This is a genomic window from Bradyrhizobium sp. USDA 4474, assembly GCF_054057515.1.
In genome coordinates, this window is sequence record NZ_JBSRZJ010000001.1 from 203,022 (window position 1) to 226,105 (window position 23,084).

A 23,084-nucleotide genomic window follows, 5' to 3' on the forward strand; every position below is an offset into this window, starting at 1 on the left:
AAAAATAAGTTGCCGGTGAGGAAAATGTGAGCCGTATGTCAAGCGAGCTCCGTTCTACCTTGGCAAGCTCGCCCGTGGTTAGTCACCTTGGGAGATGGCGATGAGCTCGATCAGTATTTCGGATCGGTCCGCGCTAACGTCCGCGTCGACGCAGCGTCCACCCAATATTCTGAGGAGATATTTTGAGGCTTTTTACGCCAGAAGTATCCGCAACAACCTGCGAGCGAGGCTGGATGAATTGAGTGACCTGGAGCTTAAAGATATCGGGATTACGAGAGCCGAAATAGACTATGTCGTTCGAGCCGATCCTTCGATCGATCCGCGCGGCTTCTGACGCCCAGAGCCCGAGGTGTCCGCTTCCGACAGGTGCCCCGACCAAGTTCACGCTGGCCAACGAGGGCGGCCTTTGACCCCACGCCGACATCTGGGCCAACGTGACGCCCACAAGCGTCGGTTGAATGGTTTGAACAAAAGATGCTGTCGAGCGACACAAGGTGAGATAGCCTGTTTCCAGCTGCCGCTCTTATTGGGAGCGGCGGAAGCGATGATGACCACAAATTCCATTGAGGCCTTTTAAGTAGCAAGAGGGGCAGGAGGCATAATGCGCGCCGTCCTTTGCACTGCGTTCGACGGGGTCAAATCCCTGACTATTGGGGAGACCTCCGAGCCGCGCCCAAAATCTGACGAAGTGCTTATCGATGTGCACGCGGCCTCGGTAAGCTACATGGACTATTTGATGATTTCAGGGGGCTACCAAATGCGGCCGCCCCTTCCTTATGTGCCGGGAACGGATGCGGCCGGAGTGGTGGTCGCGGTGGGCAGCGGGGTCAATCGATTTCGCCCCGGCGACCGAGTGACCTGCGAAAACTGGTATGGCGGATTCGCAGAACGAATGACTGCGAAGGCCAGCCGAACAAGTCGCCTGCCGGACAACGTTGATTTTGTCGTGGGTTCGACCGTATTGCATATTTATCTGACGGCCTATTACACGCTGGTTGATCGTGCCCGCCTCGAATCAGGCGAGACTGTTTTGGTGACGGGTGCGGCCGGCGGTGTGGGCCTGGCTTGCATCGAGCTGGCCCACTTGCTGGGTGCCCGCGTCATCGGTGCCGTCGGCAGCGCCGCCAAGACAGCGATCGTTCACGACTACGGGGCAGAAGCAGTCATCAACTATTCCAGTGAGGATGTCCGCGACCGGGTCAAGGCGTTGACCGCAGGCGAAGGACTTGACGTGTGCGTTGACAATGTGGGTGGCGGTCTGTTCGGGACGCTGGCTCGACTCATGCGATGGAATGGGAGGCTGTTGCCGATCGGCTTCGCCGGCGGAGAGGTGCCCTCTCTCCCGATGAATCTTCCCCTCCTGAAGAATTATTCCGTCGTGGGCGTGTTCACCGGCGCCTGGGCGGACCGCTTTCCGGATGAGAGCTCACGCGCCGCCGACAAGATCTTGCAATGCATCAGTGAAGGCAAGCTGCGCCCTCACGTAGATCGTGTCCTGCCCTTGGAGCGCGCGGCCGAGGCGATGAGTGCCATCGAAAGCCGATCGGTCGCAGGTAGGATTGTACTTCAGGTGAGGTGATCCTAGGACGATCAACGTCAACTTGAAGTCATCAGCGGCCCATTCAAAGGCATGACCCGGGAATATGGATTGATATGCAGACGCTGACGATCCCTCGTCGCTTTCGTGGTCCGCCGAATTCCGGCAACGGCGGCTACGTGTGTGGGATGCTTGCACGGGGAATTTCCGGTGCCGCGGAAGTAACACTGCGCGCTCCCCCGCCTCTGGAGACGCCGCTGGATTGCATGGAGGCCGAGCCAGGGACTTGGGAGTTGCGCCATGGCAAGGCCGTCGTAGCAATCGGCCGGGCCGTGACGTTGGACGTCAGTCGGCTTGAGAGAGCGACCTACGCAGAGGCCCTTGACGCTGAAAAGCAAACTCCACTCAAGCCGCACGAGCATCTGTTGCCTATGTGCTTCGTTTGCGGGCCACAGAGAGCACCCGGCGACGGGCTACGGCTTTTCGCGGGGCCGCTGCTACGACAAGGCCGCAGCGGAGTATTTGCTGTACCTTGGAGGCCTGACGCTTCCCTCACCGCCGACGATGGGCTGATTGCGCCTGAGTTCGTGTGGTCTGCGCTGGACTGTCCGACTGGCTATGTATCCCAGTTCGATTCCGAAACCGGGAACTTCACTGTTTTGCCGATCTTGCTCGGCCGCCTTTCTGTGCGTATCGATCAGCGGCCGCGACCGGGCGAACGATGCGTGGTGACGTCCTGGAAGATTGCTAGCGAAGGCCGCCGTCACTTCGCCGAAGCTGCGCTCTTTGGCGAAGGGGAGAACCTGCTCGCAGTCGGCCGGGCCATCTGGATTGTCGTTGATCGGCAGGTGCAGCTCGGCGCGAAATAGAGAGCCGCACTGCTGTAGGCCGGACCGGCGGCGACACATGCGCGCAATACGGACAGCCAGACCTAAGCCGGACCCCTAGATTGGTTTGGCCAGAGCACAACCTGGCTTAGAGTTCAAGTGTCGGCTTCAACGAGCGGAAGGGCGTTCTCCATGACAATACGGGCCGCTTGGCCAATGCCGGAGGGCATCAAATCGGTCGAGGTGAACGGCTACCCTATGGCGTACCGGGAGAGCGGACGCGGAAGACCGCTCATCCTGGTGCACGGCGTGCTCAACGACTATCGATACTGGAATCCTCAGATCGAGCCGTTTGCCGCGCACTATCGCACGATCGCCGTTAGCCTTCGTCATTACTATCCCGAGCCATGGGATGGGCGCGGCGACGATTTTTCCATCCTCCAGCATGCCGACGACGTAGGTGAGTTCATTCGCAGACTTCACCTTGAGCCAGTTCACTTGCTTGGCCATTCGCGCGGCGGTGCGGTGGTGCTCCATGTTGCCGCTCGTTATCCTGAGCTGATCAAGACATTGATTTTGGCTGACGCAGCCGGGCTCGAGGAGCTATTACCAGACACGCCCGAAGGCCGCGCGATGGCGGCCGAAAGGCAAGCAAATGCCGAGCGCTTGGCGGCCGATCTGGCCAACGGCGATCGTGACGCCGCGCTGCGAGTCTACATCGACGCGCTCAGTGGGCCGGGGCGATGGGATGAGATTAGCCCGGAACAGAAGTTAATCCATTTGGACAATGCGGTGCCTTCGATCCGCACCGAACCGAGACCGAGCCTTCCACCCGAAGCGATCGGCAAATTCCGATTTCCCATCCTGCCGATCGTAGGTGAGAGGAGCCCGAAACGTTTCGCAGAGACACTCCGCGCGATGCGGCTCTGCCTGCCTGACAACACGGAAGAGAGGATCATCATACCCGATGCCGCCCACGGCATGAACCGCCAAAACCCTAAGGCTTTTAACGCGGCGGTCCTTGGATTTTTGTCGCACCAAACCGTCTGAAGTCGCTGGGTAGGACGCATGAGTTTTCGCGAGCGCGATGTGAGCGAGTAGCCTGTCTGCTGCCGTGCGTGAGTAGGTAGTGGTCCATCGCTGCCGCATCCCACGGCCGAGGATATGACAGCTGCAGGGGGTAGACCGGACCTAACCTTGAGCCGGGCCAAACGTTGTAATTGCACCTCAGCGGACATCGTTGCGTGGCGAGAGCCGCACTGAGCGGCGACAGTAGTGCCACCAATAGTAGTCAATGCTAAGCTGAGCCACCCGCGGCTGCCATCTGTCGCGCCGCTTTCTCTTGTGCGAGAGCTGCTTCCAGCCCCGAGATGCTTTCCTGGAGGCGCTGGTTGTTCTCCAGAAGACGCTGGCTGGTCAGGACAAGGATATAATAGCCGAATTGCTGATCACTCTGAAAATAGATTTCAAGCAATCTTTCATAAGTTACCGTCAAGACTTGGCCGTCTTCTATGCACTCGATCGTTGCGGTTCGTCGGTTATTGGGCGTGAGGAAGCCAAGTTCTCCCATGAGACGCCCTGACGGAAGTTCGACACCGATTTCTTTGACGAGAAACTTCCCGGTGACTGTGAGGAGCATTTCCGTAGCGGCATCACCTTTCCTGAATAGTATGTCGCCTCGGCGATATCTACGTTCGGTCATGAATGGTTTGAGCCATTCCGTCGACCTGTCACCCTGCGTCGCGTTACGAGCTTTCTTAACCAGCTTGAGCAGTTGACGGAGGCGAACGGCATTGACTGGCAACAGCAGGAGATAAAGGAGAAAGGTGGCGACGCTTCCTGAGAGCGCGCAAGAAATTACGAAGAATGTACAGCCGACCATATTCGCGACCCGGAGCGGCACCATTCTCTGCATTAGCAAGGTAGCGACAAAGAAGACGGCGCCAACCAAGGCAAACATGTTCGCGAGCGTGATATTGGCCAACACAATCTCAAACAACCGATTAAACAGTCCGTCGTAGGTAATGTTGTTGGGATCAAGCCCCATTTGAACGAGAATCTTTGCGATCCTGAGATTGTCCGCCGCTATATCAAGAATGCGGCCTAGAATTGTCGAAAGATCTGCATTGGAATTCATCGGATCACCCCTATGCAAACAGTCGGCTATGTCTGAACTCGCAGATGCCTGACAGTCAAAGTCTGACAAGCACAAGCGGCATTGATCCACGTGCAATATTACTCGGCGCAGTTGTTTTCGGTGATCACAGGCGCGTGGCCGGTAGCATGCCTACGCTCAGACCGGGCATGGCTCCGGGCTCGCCAGGCGCCATCGAATGACTGACATGGCAGCTTCCGTTGATGGCCCATCTGCGAAGTCGCGGCGCGCCTGACGGAGGTCCGCTTATTGCGGCAGACCGGACCAGATTTGCTCAACCTGAGTTCTGCGCATTTTGACCCAAAGCGATCACGGACAATTTGCACCGACAAGCGCCGTCGATGCAGCGCTTCGTGCAATTGAGACTAATATGGCCAAGAGCTGTTAGGCCGCCTCTATAGATTCGGGTCGCCTCGCAACAAGAATGGTGCTGATGGCCTGCAATACAATTTCGTGCCTTTGATTACGCAAACTGACCTGGTTGCGTACGATGCCCCGATCTGGCTTCGACTTCGACTCCCGCTTCTCTGAGACGACCGCCTCAAGCTCAAGTACATCGTCCGGGCGTACTGCGTTTGGCAGCCTCAGGTCATCATAGCCCAGTCCAGCAAGTGCACGGATCGGAGGCTGATATTTGTTTGTTAGAAAGATGAAGATCGCGAATGTGTGGGCGGCAGATGCCGATAGTCCTCCAAAGACGGAACGCGCGGCAGCTTCCTCATCGATATGGAAAGGCCGAGGGTCGTACTGCTGGGCGAACTGAATAATTTCGGCCTTGGAAACAAGATAGGGACCAGCCTTGCGGCTGTCGCCGACTTCACAATCTTCAAAATATCCGCTGATCATCGGTCAATCCTCTACGGCTGAAGCGAAACTGACGGTAAGAGGTGCTGACTTTGGGCGACCATAGCCGGTCAAATAGCGATGTTGCCTTCTGGCCCCAGCGGCCGCCCCGGCATGTCCGCTACATGTCCCGTCTGTGAGGGCGAAGTCGTACTTGATATGTCAACTTGAGTTTTTCCGGGTGTGCCCCTTATCGGAAGTCGGTGGTCCCCATCTGGCCATCTACTGTTGGCAGGTATCGGAGCCATTCGCCGGATCGAATGTCTCGCGGGTCAATTCCACGGAGCGAGGCGACGCAGTCGATCTCGCGGCGCGGGATGCCGATATCCATCAGGTCCCGGTCACTTAAGTTGGACCAGGCAGCGCGCAATTTCTGCCGTTCGCGACGCTCCTGAGCGGCATCCCAATATTTCCAGATGAAGCTGGCGACATGCCGGGTCGATCCGGATGTCCGTTCCAGCCAATTTGTGCCGTGCGTCGTGCTCATTGCGGGGGCCTCCCGGGATGTGCATCTCCACCGGCACGAGGGTGCCGCGAGATCGGCGGGCACGCTTGACCGGCAGCTTACATTTTCCTCACCGGCAGCTTATTCTTGCGATTGCAGCCGACGCGAGACATAGCTCCGCACTCGGTCTTCGGAGTCGATTGCCCCTGCGTGTCGTTGTTCCGAAGCTGCGGATGAGAGCGGCCAACGCCGAACTAAGGCTTCCTGCAAGATGGAATAAAATCGCAAATTCCAGCGTCGCCATTTTGTCACAGCGCGCGGGGAAGCCTGCTCCGGCTTTAACCAGTATTCCTGATACCAATCAGGCTGAACCTGAAACGCGCTAATCGGCCGTAGGTCATCAAAAGGTATCTTCGTCATGGCAATTTCCTTGCTGAAACTGAGAAAATCGCACCACGACCAACGCGAAAATAGTACTCCAGATTGTCGTCCGCCCGACGTGAACCATTTCACACGGCTTGGCTCGAATGTCGTGGCGGTGCCGAAAGTGCACTCACCGACACCAAGGGTGCCACGGGATCGGCGGGCACGCTTGACTGGCAGCTTACATTTTGCTCACCGGCAGCTTATTCTTGCGGTGTCCGGCGAGGCCAAGGGGATTCATCTTGCGCTATCTCTTCGAGGAGTACGCATTGGACACCGACCGGCGCGAGCTGCATCGCGGGGCGGACGTGGTCCGCATCGCACCACAGTACAGTAGGCTGCGAGGCTTCATTTCCGCTGGTGGCCCGCTGCTGGCCTTCGCGTGAACCACCGCAATGCCTGCTATCCTGCGTAAACCGGACCAGCCCTGAAACGGGGCTGAAGTCGCAGTTTGACCCAACTACGACATCAGCCCTCGGTTACCCGGGCCAATCGCATGCCCTCATAGATGCGCCCGCGTTGGGCGAGGAAGATTGGATTGTCGCTCTGTGCGAATTTGCGGAAGCGACGAATGGTAAAGTTTGGATCAAGCGCAGCTCCATCCTTAGCGGCGATCGTCGCCTCATCCAGCGAGCCAAGCAGCGCGAGTGTTGCGGCGAGCACAAAATGCGCGATGGGGTAATTTCGGTGGGCTTCGATGCTTCGGCGAAACCAACAGAGAGCTTCAGCATCGTCTTTCAGCAGCAACTTGGCTAGGCCGACGTAGAAGAGCCAGCGATGGGCAGAGACATCGCGGGGAGAGAGTTGAAGCGCCTTGTTCACATGGACCTCAGTCTCGGCGCCATGCCCCATAAAATACCGAGCGAAGCCAATTTGCGCGTGCGCCTCAGCCAAATTCCGATCCAACGCCAATGCTCTCTCGCACGCAGCAATGCCTTGAGCTGCCCGATTGGTTACATTTAGCACGCCTCCCAAGACTAAATGGGCAAAGGCATGGCCCGGAACGATGGACAGCACTTTGATCAGCGTCGCCTCTGCTCTTGCGAGAAGTACAGCACGGTCGTCACTCGAGTCATGGGTGCCGATGATAGCATCGATTATTGTCATGCCGACCAAAGCCTCGATATTCTTGGGGTCGAGGGTCAACGCTCGCTCAAAATTACGACGCGCGGGCGCCAGATACTCCGGCGTCCAGCCCTTGTTCACTAAAGCTCTGCCTTGAAAATACAACTCCATTGAACTGGGATGCGGAGATCGTTCTGATCGCCTGGCCTCTACCTCGGTTAGCTGAGCCTCCAGCTCGTTCGCGAGCCGCGATACGATTTCGTCCTGCACGTCGAAAAGATCGGCGATGGGCTTGTCAAAACGGTCGGCCCATAGATGCGCGCCGGTTTCCGCGTCCACGAGCTGGACGTTTACGCGAAATCGATCACCGCCATGCTGCACCGAACCTTCGAGAACGTAACGAACGTTCAATTCGCGGCCGATCTGCTTGAGATCAACAGCTATGCCTTTGTAGGTGAATGCGGTGTGCCGACCGATGACAAACGAGCCCCTAATGCGTGAGAGGTCCGTGGTCAGGCTCTCGGTCACACCGTCAACGAAGTAATCTTGCTGCGGATCACCGCTGAGGTTGGCGAAGGGCAGCACAACGATGGAAAGACGAGGTACCGAAGGCGACTTCTTTGCAAGGTCGCCGCCATGCGTCGCCAAACTGGTCAACTCGGCAGCGCGCTGCTCTTCTTCGAATATAATTCCCACGAAGCGGAAGCCCTTGCGCGGCAGCGTCTTGATCAGGTGCTGCCTCTCGCCAGTGTCGCCAATCGCGTTCCGAGCGGCATTGAGGCGGGTCGTCAACGCTGCATCCGAAACGGCGCGGCCATTCCAGATGACACGGATGAGGTCGTCCTTGCTGACGACGCGCTCCCTGTTGCGGATCAGATATTCGAGCAGATCGAAGACCTGTGGCGCGACGGCGACGACATCGCTTCTGCGGTGCAGTTCGCGACGGACCGTGTCGAATGTGTAGTCCTCGAAGATATAGCGCAAAGCACCATTCTCCCTGGGCATTTTTCGGATATTGAAAAGCGCTCCTAATGTGGATTGGACCGCAAAGAATAAGCGTGCGGTAAGGGAAATGTAAGCCATTCATTAAGCGCGCCGACCCGTTTTTCGGCAGTCTTCGGGCGAAAGCGGATTTGAAGAGGTGCAGCTATGAAGACCACCGAGTTGGGACAGACCATCGCTTCGACACAGCATGTCTTCCGCGCCTTCGAAGCATATTGGTTTGCGTTTCAGGCGTGGCGGGAACGAGAGAGGGCGCGAGCCGCGTTGTACGCTCTAAATGATAGTGACCTAAGGGATATGGGCATTACCCGGGGCGAAATCTACAACGTCACCGCGAACTCTGAAGTGCAGCAGCGCTGACCTGTTAAATTCGTAATTCGATTGAACTGTGCGGAATTCGTAGGGACCAATAGTGAACAGGTTAACACAACGCCTTGGTGCTCAGGCGTAAGGTGATTATGGAATTTGCAGGGCATCCCAATCAGAGGGAGTAATCCTGACGCTCACAGAACTAAATTCAAGGAGTTTTCCTATGGATTATTTTAGTGAGGATTCCGTACACGTTAACAAGTCGTTTTCACTAATTGAACCTGCTGCCGGCGCCACTCAAGAAGACAGGATAACTCACAGGCGTTGGGCGAAAGCCGTGCTGGCCTTTTACGCCATTTTATTTTTCGCTGGCGGGATCGCCATTGGTCTCCACCAGAGCATGACCACGTCGGGTGGCATGGAACAACACGCCACATTGCGTGCCGAAAATCGATCTGCCCACTAGCTGACCACTTCACAAACGCGAACCGTCGCCGGCGTCTCAGCGCGCCCACTGCGCGCAAACTGGAAGGACCTAGGTCATGGCTACTATCACATATACCCACAATGCGCCCTCGGCCCAGCCAACAAAGGATTACGACGGAAAGATCATTGCCGGTTACTGCGTCCTCGGAATTATCGCCCTGGCTGCGCTGTATTTTGCGGCAGCCGGGCCGGGAAGTGGCGGGGCTGCTCTTGCTCTTATGGTGGCTATGCCGTGATTTGGCGGCGCACGATGCGAGGGCTCTTCATTCTGTTTGTGGTTTTCGCGCTAATGTTGGCGGCACGCGGCGAGCATCAAACTGATTTCTTGCCGCGCGCGACCGCGCCTATGCCACCAGTCAATGTGCCTTAGATCTCCGCGCGCGATCAGGGAGCCACCAAGGTCAGCCGCTCGATCAACAGCACTCCCTGCAACAAAGCTTGCCAGTTTTGCGGTTGAACCTTCAGACCTGGAGTAACACCCAACTTATGTGGCCCGTTGCGAAGCGAACCGGCCGACCAATACTGAAAGCGATTGTGTGATCATTCTGCTCGCCTCGCGCAAGGGAGGTAGCTATGGACCCCATTTTTCCTCAGAAACTCATCACGGCGCCATCTCGAAAGCTCATGCTCGGAGTGCTCCTTCTCCTGGCAATGGCGCCCGCCTCATGGGCGAAGGACCGCGCGGCGTGTCTGAGCGTCGGCACCGCGTCCCGGCTGGCGCTGGATAGCCCTTTTGACACAGTGATCGTCGGTGACCAGTTGATCATCCAGGTGCGCACCGACGACGATCGATCCGTCGTTATCGAACCACTCAAACCAGGCGTGACCAACCTGGTTTTCGTCGATACGCGGGGACTGGTTATCGCCAATGTCAGGCTTATGGTTTGCGCATCGTTCGGATCCGTCTCGTGAGATTGGAATAGCCCGATCGCACTCGGCCTCGCCATCCCGCGCTGCTTGCATACGCTAGCAGGGAGACTGCCAATGCGAAGTGATTTCGAGACGATCACCGCCGAGCGACGCGACAATCATGTCCTGCTGATTATATTGAATCGGCCGGATGCCGCCAACGCCATGAGTACCCAGATGGGTCTCGACCTGATGGAACTGTTCGAGGGCCTTTCGGTCGATCTTGAAGCACTGCGGGTCGTGATCCTGACCGGTAGCGGGACCAAGGCGTTCTGCGCCGGCGGTGACCTGAAGCAGCGGAATGGGATGACGGACGAGGCCTGGCAGGCACAGCATCTCGTATTCGAGCGCATGCTGCGCGCGGTACTGGCTTGCCCCATTCCCGTGATCGCCGCGGTCAACGGCGCCGCCTACGGCGGTGGCTGCGAGATCGCGGCGGCGGCGGATTTCGTCTACGCCTCGACCGCTGCCCGTTTTGCGTTGACGGAGGTGACGCTTGGCATCATGCCCGGAATCGGCGGTACGCAGAATCTGCCGCGCGCCGTCGGCGAACGCCGCGCCCAGGAGATCATCCTCTCGGGCCTGCCGTTCTCGGCCGAAGAGGCTGAGCGCTGGGGCCTCGTCAATCGGGTGTTGCCGCCCGAGGAGCTGTTGACGGCGACGTTTGCGATCGCCGACCGCATTGCCGGCAATGGTCCGATTTCGGTGCGTCAGGCCAAGCAGGCAATTCATCGCGGTCTGCAGATGTCCCTTGCTGACGGTCTCGCTTTCGAGATCGAAGCCTATAACCGCCTGGTCCCGACCGCAGACCGCCGCGAGGGCGTCCTTGCCTTTAACGAGCGCCGCAAGCCGAACTTCCTGGGCCAATAGTGTTTGCCGCCTGCAAGCGAAAAGGGAAGGCAAGACGATCGGGCAACAGCCGCGCCATCCGGGACACGCCCCGGCAGCGGCTAGCAAAACGGGAAGGCGGATTTCGGCCCGCTTCATCGAAGAAGAGGCCGATTTGCTTCATAGGCCACTGTATTCGGGATGACGTCTACCTCTGATCAAACCTCCATCCAAGCTGATCGCTGTGACAGGGCTCCCCGAACCACCGACCTTTGAGCCATGGATTTCCGCTGCTGGGCCCAAATGCGAAGTTGCGCCACATCCGACGCTGGTCTGCTCGTTGCAGCAGAGCGGACTCAAGCTCAACCCAACTTCTTCGCGTTTAGCCGCGTATGGGCAGTTGCGCCCGCTGCATGAGATTACGAGGCGAAGGGAGTCCGACGGCGGGGCGGCGGCGCTATTACGGCTGCGGTCCTGATAAGTTCATCTCACGCTCAGCCCGGAATACATTTCCATAGAGACTTGCGATCCATTGACGACCGCGAGCTGTGACATTGAGATAGCGTATCGCCGTATGAATTTGGGGGGCTACATTCTTCCAATAGAACTGGGGATACTTGTAAACAATATCTGCCGGCGTAGCGTAACCCAGTGCCTTGTTGAGCCCAATCTCTTCAAATTCGTAAAACAGGGCGTTCGACTTCCTTAGATAATTGGGATCGCCGAGCTGGCCGATAAGATCCGCAGCCCGCAGTAACAACCCCTCCTCTTCGATCATACTGTCATTCGATGATATCGTATAAGGAAAGCGGGTATATTCAATTGCTTGGGCAATTCGGTTCGCATCAAGGTCTTCGACGGAGTCCAGGCGTTCTAGGACGAACAATTTCGAGCGGTCCACATGATAGGGAGCAAGGGCGGCATCAGATGATCCTCGAGGCAGACGAATTGTGCCACCAGTTACATCTGCAATATAACAATCGTCTTCATCTCCCTGAACAACGCCGCGAACGTATCCGATGTCATGTGCAAGGCATGCCAAAATGAAATTGGCATAATCGTTTGCTGTCGTTGGCCTCAGCAGGGCGCGTCCAGTTAAAATGTCATGTCCCGCAAGGGTAACGAGCGATGTGTGCTCAATATTGTGGTACAGGGCGTCGCTGTTGCCAATGCATTCCAAAGTGAGCTTGGCCGCGAACGGAAGCAACTCAGTTAAACCGGCATGTGAAGCTCCAAACCGGTCCTTAGTTTCCGCGGTCAGAAATGACCCCAAAGCTTGCGATACTAGTTCCGGAACTGTGATCATTTGAATCTTCCGTTAGGCTTGCGCAGTGTGACAACTCCGCGGTCGTGCAGGATGAGATCAAACAATTCAGGGACATTAAGATCCTTCAACAGCAATAGTACCACTTCTCAACCGCGCCGGCGACGTGGAGCTGCTGACGGTCGCAGGTGTGAAGAACAGCAACATCCTACACCGGTGTTAACCCTGTCGGCAAATGATCTGCGCGCGGCTCGTCCGCTGCCGACAGATTGCCTCAATGGAGCGGAGACTTCTTCAACAGCACTAACCTTGGTTAGAGGCGCATCATGCTGAGACCGAGCTTCCTGGGTCTCCTCATCGTATTGGGTGTAGGAGGCCTGTCAGTCGTAGAGCTGCGAGCTCCCCCGCGCGGCACGGTCGCGATCGTCCAGTCGCCTGCCGTACCGGGCGCTGGCTCATCTGCCTCGCCTGACACACTAGCGAAAGGCGATCGCCTTGACGTCGCCCCGGTGAACAGCGTGACACCGACCCAGGTTGCTTTGGCCGAAACGTCTGTTGCTGCCCCAAATTGATGCCCGTATCCCTTCGCCCGAGCTTTCAAGGCCGATCGCTCGCCAACGTCACAATTTGAAGACGGCCGCGGTCGCCGCACGACCCAAACCAAAGAAGGTAACCGCTATCAAGCAAACTGCCGTTGCCGAGCGTTCAAAGTTCGCCAGCGAGACTATGTCCTGTAGGCTCGCGGCGTTTGGCGGCTTGCGCAAGGCGCTGAATTTATCCGGCGCTGCGAGATCTGAGAGGTGCGGGCTTACGCTTTGCGGTGCCCGACGGACGCTACAGGACTGCGCTTCAGAACCCAACGTGTGCAGCCATCCGTACTCCGTCCATGGCTCACAATCCAGCGCATGTCTGCTTCCGGGAGATGACCCGACCAAGGGCATGCCGGCTGCTGAGGGCAGCCTTTGACCCCGGAGCGGACATCAACGTCGATCAGCCACGATCCAACGCTTGGTCTGGCCCCGCTGATGCTCGCAGAAGCGGAGGCCAGGCTTCGAGCAGCGTCGGATCTAAAACTCGCGACCGATCAGCCGGTCTACCGAATAACGGCCGCCCCCCTTGAAGAAAATTGCGACGCAGAGCAATGCCCACAGCAGCGCATACTCGTATCCGCGATTGGTCCAGAAATATCCAAACTGCCACTGAAAAAGGATGACGATCACGATCATCTCGATCCCAACAATGGCGGCTGCGATCCGCGTCAACAAGCCGATGGCGAGGCAAGCGGCGCCGACGGATTCAGTGAAGTATGTCAGGTAAGCCAAAGGCTCCGGGAACGGTAGTCCCTTAGCCGCGATGTTGGGCGCGAACTTGGAAATCGGCGTGTTCAAGATCTTCGTAACGCCATGAGGCACCAGGATGGCACCCGTAGCGAAGCGTATGATCGCGTATGAATAAGGAGCACACGACTCATAGAGCCCCGCGAGCGCAGGGAATACAAGTTTAGCCTTCTGATCTGCCATCTGGCGTCCCCCGGCGACGAACGCCAATGCTGGCGTCCTGATGGACGTAACACCGTCTTCACGCCTCCATTCCCTCGAACCATCCGAATCATTACCTGCTCCGAGGGACAGGTCCGAAGTTGGGGGTAACTCGGAACGACCTCAACGCCGGCAAACCGTCGCCTTTGACCCGAAGGGGTCTTCGCCGAACGGTGGAAGGGGCAATCTCAATGCGCTAGGATAAATTGTTCCCACACGGGAGGTGATGGAATGAATCGGCGCGCTTTTCTCGCCTCGATCATCGCCTTTGGAACGGCGGCGCACCAAAGCGGTACTCGGGCAGCAACAAAGACTGTAAGCATCGGCTGGCTGACCGTGCAACGGGCTTCGAGTCTAGCTCCATTTCTCGACGCATTCCGCAGCGGTCTTGCCGAGTTCGGGTATCGAGAAAGCGACAATCTGGAAATTGAATATCGCTATGGCGATGACAACCTTCTACGGGTAGCGCCACTTGCAGCTGAGCTGGTCCGCAAGCCGGTTGACTTGCTGGTTGTGCAGGGCGCCGCTGTTCCCTTGGTTTACGAGTTGAAACTGTCCATACCTGCGGTGTACGTCTTTAGTGGCGACCCTGTAACCGCTGGGATTGCCGACAGTCTCGCTCATCCACGTGGCAACATGACCGGTCTCACCTTCATGGCGGCCGAATTGAATGCAAAGCGCCTGGAGATATTGCGGGACATCATTCCAGAGTTGCGGCGTCTTGCCATTATCGCCAACCCCGAGCACCCGGGCAGTCAGATAGAGCGCACCTACTCAGAGGAGACGGCCCGGAAGCTCGGTTTGGAAATTGAATTTCATGGGACCTCGACGGACGATCAGCTGGCGGCTGCCTTCTCTGCGATGGACCCGCATCCCCCACAAGCAATCTCTCTCTTCGCCGACGGCTTTGCTATTCAATATCGTCATCGCATAATTGATTACGCCATGAAGCACGGAGCGCCGGTTATTTCTGGTTGGCCCGTATTCGCCAGAAGTGGCGCCATCTGTAGTTACGGGCCCAAGCTGTCGGAATCGTATCGGCGCTTAGCCTACTACGTAGATCGTGTGCTCAAGGGAACCCAGCCATCCCTTCTACCAATTGAACGGCCAACAAAATTCGAAACCGTAGTCAACCTGCAGACCGCCAAGCTCCTAGGTTTCACCGTCCCCGACGCAATCATCGCCTCTGCGGATGAGTTGATCCAATGACTGCTCCTGGCCCGCTGCTGACCTTCACGCGCACCCCCGCAGCGTCCGCTATCCGGCGTATACCGGATCAGCCCTGAAATAGGGTTGAAGTCGCAGTTTGACCAACAAGAGACATCCGGCGATCCATCCTCTTGGCCCGAGAGTGCGTCCAAGCCTTGCCATCATAGCATAGCGTCTTGTACGTGACTGTTGTGCTCATAGGGATAGATATTTTACTGGAAGCGTCCATCCTCGAGTGCGACTGCGAGCAGTTCCTCCGGCACTGAGCCGCCGCCGACGGGAAAGGCGATGTACTGCTTTCCGCCAGCCATGTAACTGAGCGGCGCGCCGCTGGCATTCGAGGGCAGTTCGATCTCGGCGATCTTCTCGCCCGTCATTTTGTCATACACCCATAGATGCGGGTCCCGATTGTGCAGGTCGTAAATCGGCGCGTAGACGCCGGGAATGAAGCGCGGCGGCCCCAAAACTCCCATCTGCACGACGACCATCACCGTCTTCGTCACCAGCGCGAAGCTGCGCGCCGGCAGCCCGTAATCGCCCGGCGACTTCAGCAGCATGACCGACGGCATCGCAATGCTGCGGCCGACCGGAATCCGCCACCGGTGTTCGCCTGAATTCATGTCGATGGCGACGATGCTGGCAAAGGGCGGCTTCAGGAGAGGCAGTCCGCGCGGCCCGGAAATGTATCGGGCGCGACCAATATAATCGTAGGTGCCCTCCCACGGTTCAGGCTTGCCAATGGCGATGAGCGTCGGGATGCGGTAGGTCGGCACGTAGAGAAGGCTCGTTTCGGGATCGACAGCGGCGCCCGACCAGCTCGCGCCGCCGGCATTGCCGGGCACCGCGATCGTACCGCGCAGCGACGGTGGCGTGAACACGCCGCCGCGTTCGTAATCCTTCGCGATCTTGATCGCCTCCTGATGAATCTCCGGCGTCAGGTCGACGAGATTGTCGTCGGTCGCACTCTGGATGTCGAATGGCGCAGGCTTTGAGGGAATCGGCTGGGTCTTCGACGCCTGCTCTCCGGGGATGGTCGAAGCCGGCACCGGCTGTTCCTCTATCGGCCAGACCGGTTTGCCGGTGATGCGATCGAACACGTAGGTGAAGGCCTGCTTGGTTACCTGCGCCACTGCCTTGATCGGTTCGCCGTTGACAGTGATGTCGATCAGGTTTGGCGCCGCTGGCGGGTCGTAGTCCCACAAGCCGTGGTGCACGAGCTGATAGTACCAAACCATCTTGCCTGTGCTGACGTCGAGGCAGACCAGACTCTCGCCATAGAGACCGTCGCCGGGTCTGTGGCCGCCGTAATAATCGTTGGTCGGCGTGCTCACAGGCAGATAGACGTAGCCGAGTTCCTCGTCGGCGCTCATCGGCGCCCACACATTGGCGTTGCCGGCCTCCTTCCAGGAATCGTTCTTCCAGGTCTCCGCACCAGGCTCCTCGCCCTGCGCCACCGTATGGAAGGTCCAGAGCAGCTTGCCACTCGCGATATCAAACCCCCGGACGTCGCCGACCGGCGAGGGCCGCTCGCCCCACCAGTCGAGCACAGACGACCCGACCACGATGACACCGCGAACGATCACCGGCGGAGAGGTCATGGTGTAAAAATGCGGCGACACCGGCCGCCGCAAACCCTGATTGAGATCGACGCGACCGTTGCTGCCGAAATCGATCGCCGGCTTTCCGGTCCTGGCGTCGAGAGCAATCATCTGCGCGAACGCCGTCAGGATCACAATGCGCTCATCATCGCCCTTGCGCCAATAGGCAACGCCCCGATGGGTCCAGCCGAGATTGGCGGGCGGCCCAAGCCCATTCTCGTAGACTTTGGGGTCGAACACCCATTTGGTTTCGCCGGTGACCGCATCGATCGCGGCGACCTGCGACAGCGAGGTCGAGGTGTAGAGCACACCGTCTACCATTAGCGGTGTCGATTCGTTGACGAAACCGGGGCCGATCTCCGGCTTGGCGGCGCGGATCGCCGCGTCCGGCGACTTCCAGCGCCACACCACGTGAAGGTTCTTGGCGTTGTCCCGGGTGATTTGCGTCAGCGGCGAATAGTGGGCGGAAGCATGCGTGCCGGCATAGGCGGGCCATTCGCCGCGCAGCAGCGCTGTCTGGGATTCCAGCGGAGCGCCCGGAATCGCCTGGGCCTCAGCCGCGGCAGGCATGGCTAAAATCGCCAGTGCAGCACACATTTTGGCCGCCCTGGTCAATCCGGTACGCTTGTCTTCGCTCAAGCCAGCCTCCCTCATTCGCAAAACATCGGGCGAATGAGCACCTTGGTCAAAGCAAATCTTTGACAGCAACAAATCTCAGCGCTCGCCAGGTCTCGGACGCACCATCGCACTTGCAGCGCGCCCGACCGGTAACCGACAAACGGCAACATGTCCGAGTATAGCCCGAGTTGGCTAGCTCAATGCTCGCCCAAGCGTCGGCTGGCGAGGGAAGACTGGAAGCAGCACGCAGCGGTCTGGACCGCTGATTTTGACCCCGAGCAGTCATTGGCCGCTCAGTTTTGTTGTGATGCAAAATGTGGCTCTCATTTAACGATGTGGTAGCGTGTTGGTCTCGCCTGGAGGAGGAGCGCATGAGACGACGCGATTTCATGACGCTGGTCGGGGGCACGGCGACTGCGTGGCCGCTCGCGGCGCGCGCGCAGCAGGTAGGCAAGATTTGGCGGATCGGCATGCTGGACACGGCCAGCCGCGAGCTCAACTCGGCCAATATGGGCGTGTTTTTAGGAAAACTGCGGGAGTACGGATACGTCGAGGGGAAAAATTTGACAATCGACTACAGGTCAGCCGGTGGCCGCAACGAACGTTTGCCGGAATTAGTCGCGCAACTCATAGGACTCAATCCCGACGTTGTCGTCCTCAGAGGAACGCCCGAGGCCCTTGCTGTAAAGCAAGCCACCAGCAAAATTCCAGTGGTGATGTCCGCTGTTGTCGATCCGGTAGGAATAGGAGTTGCCGCCTCTCTCCCCCATCCCGGCGGGAATTTCACTGGGATGAGCTCCGTTGTCTATGAACTAGAGGCGAAGCGATTGGGGATCCTTAAGGAGGTTGTCCCAGGGATGAAGCGAATGGCGGTTCTGGGAGATCACTCAAACCCCGCATTCGAAATAGAATGGCAACAGGGGCAGATCGCCGCCCGATCTCTAATGATCGACGCGATACTTTTCGATGTTCGAAGTGCAGCAGATGTCAGCCATGCTTTCGACGTAGCAGTTAGCGAAAAGCTTGACGCACTCCTAGTCAAGGTCGACGGAACAACTCGGCCCAATCGACAACTCATCATCGATCTGGCAGCGATACATAAGTTACCTGCGATTTACTCGGCGAGAGAGTTTGTCAACGCGGGAGGACTCTTTGCCTATGCTGTGAGCTATGTCGACCTTTATAGACGGGCCGCAAGCCTCGTGGAGAAAATCTTCAGGGGCGCAAAACCATCTGAGTTGCCTATCGAGGCGCCCACCAAATTTGAGCTGGTACTGAACCTCAACACCGCCAGGGCGCTTGGCCTCACGTTTCCGCCCGGCGTGCTAGCCATTGCCGACGACGTGATTGAATGAGGGCATGTTGCTGCGGCGCATGAGTCGGGAATTGGCCCGCTGCTGACCTTCACGCGCACCCCCGCAGCGTCCGCTATTCCGGCGTATACCGGATCAGCCCTGAAATAGGGTTGAAGTCGCAGTTTGACCCTGAGCGGACCGGTTCCCCTTCTCGAAATTTGCTGGTGCGCAGGTCCAGGTCCTCTCGGTATTTGACTCCCGATTCCTAAGTCGAGATTGCCAGTGTTGCAACTAGGTGTAAAATCCGGGTCTCTGTTCAGGGGCGCGTGTGATGAACAGTCATTGGTGGGGAATTTATCGGCTGACGAATCGAAGGTTCGAGATCGTTAAGGAGAAAGCCGCAGCGGATCGAGCTGCGGCGCTGGCGATCAACATTCTCAGAGAACCCAAGCCAGACAACCTTCCTGGGGCGCCAGCATTATCCCCTCATCCCGCTGCCGCATGAGATCGAACAGCCGCCACGAGAGTAATGCCACCTCGGTCGGGAGGCGCCTTGGGTTCCAAGACCCTTGCGATACCTCAACCCACCTTCATAAAGCTTCGTAGATTATCCAGCGTAGCCGAGCGGCGCCGCCATGACGTCACTGAGGTTATGGCCCCGGACTCCTAGGCACTCCGGGGCCACCTTCTAAGGATACGGCGATGAAAACCCTGTCAGAGGCAGAAGCCGCTCTGAAAGAGATGGAGCGGGACGCGGACAAGCTCCGGTCTCGCGAGCTACGCGAGTTAGTCCGCGAGTGCATTGAGGAATACCGCCAGATCATCAAGACGCTGCGCAGGTTCTACAACTGAGGGCGCCTCAGCTGGTGGCCTCTCTCATTTCAGCCACGTTGATTTCGGCAACTGGCCCATCTGCGAAGTTACGCCTCGACTGCCGGAGGTCTGCTCATTCAATAATAGCGGACCGGATCTGCTTATCCTGAGGCTCTGCGCATCATCCGAAGTGCGCAGGAGACGTTTTCTATTTGAATGCGTCCGCGACCCTCGTCATCGCCGGATGCGCCCGGTTCTTGACCTTGATCCAGTCCTTGGATCTGCCGCCGCTGTAGCGGCGGTCACGGCGTTTCGACACGAGGCCCTCGAGGCCCATGCGGCACGCAGCGGCGAATAGGTCGGGCCCGATCGCGCCGAGCTCGAACGGTGCGACGAACATGCCGTCAGGGCGGCCGCGCAACAGCCTGGCGAGGTTGGTCTTGCGCATCGTCAGCGGCACCTGGCGCAGATCCTCGCCGCCGAGCGCGATGATGTCGAAGGCGTAGAGCTGCACCTCTGCGTCGTGCCGGCGCGAGTGCAGCGCGTCGAAGTCGGATACGCCATCGACGCCCAGCACGACGGCTTCGCCGTCGATCATGAATTGCTGCTCGCGGTTCTTCAGCGCGGACTCGGCGATCCAGGGAAAGCGGCTGGTCCAGTTATGGCCGCCCCTGGTGATCAGGCGCACATCGCGGCCGCTGCGCTCAACGCGCAGGCGATAGCCATCATATTTGATTTCGTGGATCCAGTCGGGGCCATCGGGCACGACGTCCCGGGCCGTGGGCCTGCAAAGCTCGAATGATTTGGGCATGGCCGGCATCTATGCACGATCGAAAGAGAGTCGAGTCCGGAAGAAAGGAACAGCAGGAAACAAAGGCGTTCTTTCGCCGACAACCAAGGAGCGTCTTGCCATGTCGGTCGTTTTCATCGAGCCTCGTCCCAAAGGAAGGAAAGAGGGCGAACCAATCGAGCACTTCGTCGTCGAGACCCATTCCAATCAGCCGATCGCGACCTTTCCGACGCAAGAGGCTGCGATCAAATGGGCCAAGGAACATGCCCACCAGCCGCATGTGGGTCGGGTCCGACACCTCAACGACAAGAACAAACCGGACCTCTGGCGGCAGGTATGACCTAGAAATCACGCAGCGGAAGCAGAAGCTGCACGCCGATCGGCCTTCCTGTGAAGCGCTCGATGAACTCCCGCACCGGCTCGGTGACCTCAAATCCCTCGGCGACGCGCTGCTCCAGCTCCTGGGCCACGTCCTCAGAGGCGTCTCGCGACCAACCCTCCAGCGGATTGAGTGCGACGACGTGAATTGGGTGGGAGTACTGGCCGCTCAGGAGGTCGCTGATCAGGGTTCGGAAGTCGGTGCTGTCCTCGTCGGTCTCCCGCCACGCAGGTCCGCTGCTGAAGTCCTCCAGTACGAAGTGCATGTCGCGGTCGAGACGATCGGCTACGGGGGTGCTCGAGGGGGATTTACGCATACGCAACTCCGGACTGACCGAGTCCAAGGTAGGTTGCCTTCGATCCAATTGCGAATCGATTCACCTGGTTTATTGCGCGCGCACTCAGGCTCCTACAAGCTGCCAGACCTACCTCCCGCTGGGTGACTGGCGGCCTCGGCCCCCTCGTTCAGCCCCGAGACCCAAAGGTCGGGGTCGCTTTTTTTTCCGGCAGATCTTCGCTTCCGTTGAGCCGGATGTAAGTTCGCTCTGGTCCATTCAGTTCGAGACTCGGGACCATTACAAGAAAAGGCCCCAGCCGGGGGGCTTCCCGCCAGGGCTGTCAGTTTTCCGGCACGACCATTTGGATAGAAGTGCCAGCCGCCTCAAGATTGAACAGCGCGAGTGCGGGCACGGTATGGCGACATTTTGCGGAAAGCTAATCCAGCTTGTGGCGACGCTGGCCTGTTCCGACCGCAAGAAACCCTTTGAAAAATCCGGTTTTGGAACAAATCGTTTTTAAGCTAATTACGTCGTCCGTCGAAACAGCCGCCGCCCCATCATGTGCAACAAGTGCCGCGAGCGTAGAGAGAAAATCGCCCGCTTTAAGCGAATTGATGCGCGATTTCCAGACGAGCAAATGTCTGCAGGAATCGCTGCCGCTTTGGCCGAGTACGAGGCCCAGCTTGCCGCCCTGCACTCCCAGCGAGCGACGAGCCATCCCAGCTCGGTGTTCGTTGAATGACACCGTAGTTCTCCAGCCCAGCACTAGCGGAACTCGCTTTTTTAACCTTCGTTAAGTTCTGGGCAGCTCAGCCGAGAGCCGAGTCATGCAGCCAGACGAGCGGGAATGGCTACGCGATTACATCAAGGCCCGTTTGGAGCGGCGCCGCATCAACGAGGAAATGACCCGGGAGATATTGCTGCGCTCGCGGGAAGTCATCCCTAGATCGGAGGAGCTGCTAAAGCTGACCGGGCCAATTTCCCGGCCCCGGAACCGCGCGAAGAGTGAGGCAGCTCACCTTACCGGCCTCTATGACTTGGCGGTTGGCGGGCTGCCATACAAAAAGGCCCGAGCTTCACCAAAGGGGATAAGTGAGCTGGGGCACAAGTCACCTTGTGGCCCAGGATCACGAACCTAGGCTACCGGGAGAACTTGGCAAATTCCCTGTCGTTCCGCCATCCCGGAGAGCGGACGGACAGCCCTTTGAATCTACTTTTCAGCCGTTTGGCCGGTGGTATAACTGTTCCACTGAGGAACAACTGCCATGGACTACCGGGCTTACATCCTCGATGAGGACGGGCGTATCACCGGCGTGCATGAGCTGGATTGCGCCAACGACGAAGAAGCGAAAGAGAAGGCGGCCCAATTACTCGACGGGCACGACCTTGATGTCTGGCGACGAGAGCGACACGTCGCGCGATTGAAGCGCCATATACGACAGTAAGGCTGAGCTTTGACGTAGCTCAAGGAAGCCACGGCGCAACAGCATTCCCTGTCACAGGCAGAGGAACGCGAGCGGGGCGCGCGCCATGCGACCTTGGATGCTGCACACGCTGACTTGGACACTGAGCGCCATAGCTCTCGCCGTCATCTTTTCGATGACGATGCAGTAAGGCCGCCTCTGGCGGCCTTCCATCTGAGGACTAATAGCGCCAGCGATGGAGCGGCGGCCTTTCGCTGCCTTAGCCAGGCGGAAGGTAACCACCCTTCGGCAGCTGCTTCACCGTTTCAAGATTCTTGTCGATCGATGCAAATAGCTTATCGAACGTACCCGCTGGAACAGTGAGGGTCGGAGAACCTCCCGAAATCGCTTCCAGCTCGGCGGCTGACAGTTCACGATCGCTAGTCGTTTTCATCTGCGTTCTCCCTGTTCTGTGTGGCTGATTGCCATCGGATGCAAATGTACGCGCTGCCAGCGAAGGTCGCTGTGACGCGCGTCACGTTGCCACCGTATTCCGATTAGGCTTATTCCGATTGAAGTCCGGTCGAACGTCGGCACCGCGCCTGCCGCAGTCCGGACATTGGGAAATTTACGAGTGCTCGGTAGGCTCCTTTCCGGTCCCCTTGCATCGGGGACATGGCTTCGGCGGCTCGATCCGAGGCCGCTCCGACGGGATCGGAACAGGCGACCCAACCTGGACAGAGCGCCTCGGACCGAAGTTCCCGGCAAGAATCGAAGCAGGGCGCCCATGGCCAGCGGCGCGCTGGCGAAGAGGGACGAGGCGATGAACGGGGCGCCCGCTCTGCGCGCTCGGATCGCGAGGAGGGAAGCCGCCGAAGAGAGCGGCCGGTACGATGAAGGACGGCGATATGACGAGGGCCGTCGGCACGATGAGCGCCGCCGCTACGATGATCGGGACAGGTACGGAGAGCGCGATCGGTACTATGAGGGAAGACGTTACGGCGACTGGTACGAAGGCCGTCGCTACGAAGAGCGACGCTAGGGGGCGGAGCGCGAGTACCGGGGTCCCCG

Annotated in this window: 26 protein-coding genes; 15 read left to right on the plus strand and 11 right to left on the minus strand. The window is 58.4% G+C overall.

What is annotated here, in order from left to right:
- The first annotated feature begins 100 nt into the window (after positions 1–100).
- The 4 genes from ACVW16_RS00940 to ACVW16_RS00955 all read left to right on the plus strand — a co-directional run bounded on the left by ACVW16_RS00940 (position 101) and on the right by ACVW16_RS00955 (position 3,414).
- Positions 101–334, plus strand: a complete 234-nt coding sequence (locus ACVW16_RS00940) for a DUF1127 domain-containing protein (RefSeq protein WP_456739307.1) — start codon at positions 101–103, stop codon at positions 332–334.
- Positions 335–601: 267 nt separating this feature from the next.
- Positions 602–1,579, plus strand: coding sequence for an NADPH:quinone oxidoreductase family protein (locus ACVW16_RS00945; protein WP_456739306.1), 978 nt, complete (start codon positions 602–604; stop codon positions 1,577–1,579).
- A gap of 74 nt (positions 1,580–1,653) precedes the next feature.
- Positions 1,654–2,406 carry a hypothetical protein gene (locus ACVW16_RS00950; RefSeq protein ID WP_456739305.1) on the plus strand — a complete coding sequence of 251 codons (753 nt, stop codon included), beginning with the start codon at positions 1,654–1,656 and terminating at the stop codon, positions 2,404–2,406.
- 174 nt (positions 2,407–2,580) lie between these two features.
- Positions 2,581–3,414 carry an alpha/beta fold hydrolase gene (locus ACVW16_RS00955; protein WP_456739304.1) on the plus strand — a complete coding sequence of 278 codons (834 nt, stop codon included), beginning with the start codon at positions 2,581–2,583 and terminating at the stop codon, positions 3,412–3,414.
- Between the two features lie 247 nt (positions 3,415–3,661).
- On the opposite strand, the gene ACVW16_RS00960 is transcribed toward ACVW16_RS00955, so the two are convergent.
- The 3 genes from ACVW16_RS00960 to ACVW16_RS00970 all read right to left on the minus strand — a co-directional run bounded on the left by ACVW16_RS00960 (position 3,662) and on the right by ACVW16_RS00970 (position 5,849).
- Positions 3,662–4,501, minus strand: a complete 840-nt coding sequence (locus ACVW16_RS00960; protein ID WP_456739303.1) for a Crp/Fnr family transcriptional regulator — start codon at positions 4,499–4,501, stop codon at positions 3,662–3,664.
- A gap of 402 nt (positions 4,502–4,903) precedes the next feature.
- Complete coding sequence (locus ACVW16_RS00965; RefSeq protein ID WP_456739301.1) at positions 4,904–5,365, minus strand: MaoC/PaaZ C-terminal domain-containing protein; 462 nt, start codon at positions 5,363–5,365, stop codon at positions 4,904–4,906.
- 187 nt (positions 5,366–5,552) lie between these two features.
- Positions 5,553–5,849, minus strand: coding sequence for a hypothetical protein (locus ACVW16_RS00970; RefSeq protein ID WP_456739300.1), 297 nt, complete (start codon positions 5,847–5,849; stop codon positions 5,553–5,555).
- A 623-nt stretch (positions 5,850–6,472) separates the two neighbouring features.
- On the opposite strand from ACVW16_RS00970, the gene ACVW16_RS00975 reads away from it, so the two are divergent.
- Entirely contained in the window at positions 6,473–6,616 is a 144-nt protein-coding gene (locus ACVW16_RS00975) for a hypothetical protein (RefSeq protein ID WP_456739299.1), read from the plus strand.
- Between the two features lie 82 nt (positions 6,617–6,698).
- Here the strand turns inward: ACVW16_RS00975 and ACVW16_RS00980 are convergent, their stop codons facing one another.
- The gene (locus ACVW16_RS00980) at positions 6,699–8,279 is read right to left on the minus strand and encodes a winged helix-turn-helix domain-containing tetratricopeptide repeat protein (protein WP_456739298.1); all 1,581 of its coding nucleotides are present in this window, start codon (positions 8,277–8,279) and stop codon (positions 6,699–6,701) included.
- A gap of 165 nt (positions 8,280–8,444) precedes the next feature.
- Between ACVW16_RS00980 and ACVW16_RS00985 the strand changes: the two genes are divergently transcribed.
- From ACVW16_RS00985 to ACVW16_RS01005, 5 genes are all read left to right on the plus strand, one after another.
- Entirely contained in the window at positions 8,445–8,657 is a 213-nt protein-coding gene (locus ACVW16_RS00985) for a DUF1127 domain-containing protein (protein WP_456739297.1), read from the plus strand.
- Positions 8,658–8,829: 172 nt separating this feature from the next.
- Entirely contained in the window at positions 8,830–9,072 is a 243-nt protein-coding gene (locus ACVW16_RS00990; RefSeq protein WP_456739296.1) for a hypothetical protein, read from the plus strand.
- 76 nt (positions 9,073–9,148) lie between these two features.
- The gene (locus ACVW16_RS00995; RefSeq protein ID WP_456739295.1) at positions 9,149–9,328 is read left to right on the plus strand and encodes a hypothetical protein; all 180 of its coding nucleotides are present in this window, start codon (positions 9,149–9,151) and stop codon (positions 9,326–9,328) included.
- 337 nt (positions 9,329–9,665) lie between these two features.
- A complete protein-coding gene (locus ACVW16_RS01000) occupies positions 9,666–10,004 on the plus strand; it encodes a pilus assembly protein N-terminal domain-containing protein (RefSeq protein ID WP_456739294.1) in 339 nt (112 codons plus the stop codon).
- Between the two features lie 72 nt (positions 10,005–10,076).
- Positions 10,077–10,871 carry an enoyl-CoA hydratase/isomerase family protein gene (locus ACVW16_RS01005; RefSeq protein ID WP_456739293.1) on the plus strand — a complete coding sequence of 265 codons (795 nt, stop codon included), beginning with the start codon at positions 10,077–10,079 and terminating at the stop codon, positions 10,869–10,871.
- Between the two features lie 418 nt (positions 10,872–11,289).
- Here ACVW16_RS01005 and ACVW16_RS01010 read toward each other — a convergent pair whose 3' ends face one another.
- Together ACVW16_RS01010 and ACVW16_RS01015 are read right to left on the minus strand one after the other, a co-directional pair.
- Positions 11,290–12,135 (minus strand): metal-dependent phosphohydrolase, encoded by an 846-nt coding sequence (locus ACVW16_RS01010; RefSeq protein WP_456739292.1) that lies wholly within the window; start codon positions 12,133–12,135, stop codon positions 11,290–11,292.
- A gap of 1,025 nt (positions 12,136–13,160) precedes the next feature.
- Positions 13,161–13,613, minus strand: a complete 453-nt coding sequence (locus ACVW16_RS01015; protein ID WP_456802193.1) for a DoxX family protein — start codon at positions 13,611–13,613, stop codon at positions 13,161–13,163.
- Positions 13,614–13,862: 249 nt separating this feature from the next.
- Here ACVW16_RS01015 and ACVW16_RS01020 point away from each other — a divergent pair, with 249 nt between their 5' ends.
- Positions 13,863–14,840, plus strand: coding sequence for an ABC transporter substrate-binding protein (locus ACVW16_RS01020; RefSeq protein WP_456739290.1), 978 nt, complete (start codon positions 13,863–13,865; stop codon positions 14,838–14,840).
- A gap of 212 nt (positions 14,841–15,052) precedes the next feature.
- On the opposite strand, the gene ACVW16_RS01025 is transcribed toward ACVW16_RS01020, so the two are convergent.
- Positions 15,053–17,077 (minus strand): pyrroloquinoline quinone-dependent dehydrogenase, encoded by a 2,025-nt coding sequence (locus tag ACVW16_RS01025; protein WP_456739289.1) that lies wholly within the window; start codon positions 17,075–17,077, stop codon positions 15,053–15,055.
- Between the two features lie 350 nt (positions 17,078–17,427).
- On the opposite strand from ACVW16_RS01025, the gene ACVW16_RS01030 reads away from it, so the two are divergent.
- On the plus strand, positions 17,428–18,411 hold the full coding sequence (locus ACVW16_RS01030) for an ABC transporter substrate-binding protein (protein ID WP_456739288.1): 984 nt from the start codon (positions 17,428–17,430) through the stop codon (positions 18,409–18,411).
- A gap of 642 nt (positions 18,412–19,053) precedes the next feature.
- The gene (locus ACVW16_RS01035) at positions 19,054–19,203 is read left to right on the plus strand and encodes a hypothetical protein (protein WP_456739287.1); all 150 of its coding nucleotides are present in this window, start codon (positions 19,054–19,056) and stop codon (positions 19,201–19,203) included.
- 169 nt (positions 19,204–19,372) lie between these two features.
- On the opposite strand, the gene ACVW16_RS01040 is transcribed toward ACVW16_RS01035, so the two are convergent.
- Positions 19,373–19,975 (minus strand): ATP-dependent DNA ligase, encoded by a 603-nt coding sequence (locus ACVW16_RS01040; protein WP_456739286.1) that lies wholly within the window; start codon positions 19,973–19,975, stop codon positions 19,373–19,375.
- Here ACVW16_RS01040 and ACVW16_RS01045 point away from each other — a divergent pair.
- Positions 19,974–20,294: a hypothetical protein gene (locus ACVW16_RS01045; protein ID WP_456739285.1), complete on the plus strand. Its 321-nt coding sequence runs from the start codon at positions 19,974–19,976 to the stop codon at positions 20,292–20,294. The two genes, ACVW16_RS01040 and ACVW16_RS01045, sit on opposite strands and share 2 nt — an antisense overlap.
- Position 20,295: 1 nt before the next feature.
- Here ACVW16_RS01045 and ACVW16_RS01050 read toward each other — a convergent pair whose 3' ends face one another.
- Together ACVW16_RS01050 and ACVW16_RS01055 are read right to left on the minus strand one after the other, a co-directional pair.
- Positions 20,296–20,649, minus strand: a complete 354-nt coding sequence (locus ACVW16_RS01050) for a hypothetical protein (protein WP_456802194.1) — start codon at positions 20,647–20,649, stop codon at positions 20,296–20,298.
- Positions 20,650–21,046: 397 nt separating this feature from the next.
- On the minus strand, positions 21,047–21,355 hold the full coding sequence (locus ACVW16_RS01055; protein WP_456739283.1) for a hypothetical protein: 309 nt from the start codon (positions 21,353–21,355) through the stop codon (positions 21,047–21,049).
- Between the two features lie 520 nt (positions 21,356–21,875).
- Here ACVW16_RS01055 and ACVW16_RS01060 point away from each other — a divergent pair.
- Positions 21,876–22,055 carry a hypothetical protein gene (locus ACVW16_RS01060; RefSeq protein WP_456739282.1) on the plus strand — a complete coding sequence of 60 codons (180 nt, stop codon included), beginning with the start codon at positions 21,876–21,878 and terminating at the stop codon, positions 22,053–22,055.
- A gap of 238 nt (positions 22,056–22,293) precedes the next feature.
- Here ACVW16_RS01060 and ACVW16_RS01065 read toward each other — a convergent pair whose 3' ends face one another.
- Entirely contained in the window at positions 22,294–22,467 is a 174-nt protein-coding gene (locus tag ACVW16_RS01065; RefSeq protein ID WP_177243727.1) for a hypothetical protein, read from the minus strand.
- Positions 22,468–23,084 lie beyond the last annotated feature (617 nt).

Bases quoted from the DNA above. Each gene is read 5' to 3' on its own strand.
- ACVW16_RS01065 (WP_177243727.1), bottom strand. From the start codon at position 22,467: ATGAAAACGACTAGCGATCGTGAACTGTCAGCCGCCGAGCTGGAAGCG.
- ACVW16_RS01005 (WP_456739293.1), top strand. From the start codon at position 10,077: ATGCGAAGTGATTTCGAGACGATCACCGCCGAGCGACGCGACAATCAT.
- ACVW16_RS00960 (WP_456739303.1), bottom strand. From the start codon at position 4,501: ATGAATTCCAATGCAGATCTTTCGACAATTCTAGGCCGCATTCTTGAT.
- ACVW16_RS01035 (WP_456739287.1), top strand. From the start codon at position 19,054: ATGAAAACCCTGTCAGAGGCAGAAGCCGCTCTGAAAGAGATGGAGCGG.
- ACVW16_RS00940 (WP_456739307.1), top strand. From the start codon at position 101: ATGAGCTCGATCAGTATTTCGGATCGGTCCGCGCTAACGTCCGCGTCG.
- ACVW16_RS01060 (WP_456739282.1), top strand. From the start codon at position 21,876: ATGGACTACCGGGCTTACATCCTCGATGAGGACGGGCGTATCACCGGC.
- ACVW16_RS01020 (WP_456739290.1), top strand. From the start codon at position 13,863: ATGAATCGGCGCGCTTTTCTCGCCTCGATCATCGCCTTTGGAACGGCG.
- ACVW16_RS00990 (WP_456739296.1), top strand. From the start codon at position 8,830: ATGGATTATTTTAGTGAGGATTCCGTACACGTTAACAAGTCGTTTTCA.
- ACVW16_RS00950 (WP_456739305.1), top strand. From the start codon at position 1,654: ATGCAGACGCTGACGATCCCTCGTCGCTTTCGTGGTCCGCCGAATTCC.
- ACVW16_RS01050 (WP_456802194.1), bottom strand. From the start codon at position 20,649: ATGCGTAAATCCCCCTCGAGCACCCCCGTAGCCGATCGTCTCGACCGC.
- ACVW16_RS00955 (WP_456739304.1), top strand. From the start codon at position 2,581: ATGCCGGAGGGCATCAAATCGGTCGAGGTGAACGGCTACCCTATGGCG.
- ACVW16_RS01030 (WP_456739288.1), top strand. From the start codon at position 17,428: ATGAGACGACGCGATTTCATGACGCTGGTCGGGGGCACGGCGACTGCG.
- ACVW16_RS01015 (WP_456802193.1), bottom strand. From the start codon at position 13,613: ATGGCAGATCAGAAGGCTAAACTTGTATTCCCTGCGCTCGCGGGGCTC.
- ACVW16_RS00945 (WP_456739306.1), top strand. From the start codon at position 602: ATGCGCGCCGTCCTTTGCACTGCGTTCGACGGGGTCAAATCCCTGACT.
- ACVW16_RS01000 (WP_456739294.1), top strand. From the start codon at position 9,666: ATGGACCCCATTTTTCCTCAGAAACTCATCACGGCGCCATCTCGAAAG.
- ACVW16_RS01045 (WP_456739285.1), top strand. From the start codon at position 19,974: ATGGCCGGCATCTATGCACGATCGAAAGAGAGTCGAGTCCGGAAGAAA.
- ACVW16_RS00985 (WP_456739297.1), top strand. From the start codon at position 8,445: ATGAAGACCACCGAGTTGGGACAGACCATCGCTTCGACACAGCATGTC.
- ACVW16_RS01010 (WP_456739292.1), bottom strand. From the start codon at position 12,135: ATGATCACAGTTCCGGAACTAGTATCGCAAGCTTTGGGGTCATTTCTG.
- ACVW16_RS00965 (WP_456739301.1), bottom strand. From the start codon at position 5,365: ATGATCAGCGGATATTTTGAAGATTGTGAAGTCGGCGACAGCCGCAAG.
- ACVW16_RS00970 (WP_456739300.1), bottom strand. From the start codon at position 5,849: ATGAGCACGACGCACGGCACAAATTGGCTGGAACGGACATCCGGATCG.
- ACVW16_RS01040 (WP_456739286.1), bottom strand. From the start codon at position 19,975: ATGCCCAAATCATTCGAGCTTTGCAGGCCCACGGCCCGGGACGTCGTG.
- ACVW16_RS00995 (WP_456739295.1), top strand. From the start codon at position 9,149: ATGGCTACTATCACATATACCCACAATGCGCCCTCGGCCCAGCCAACA.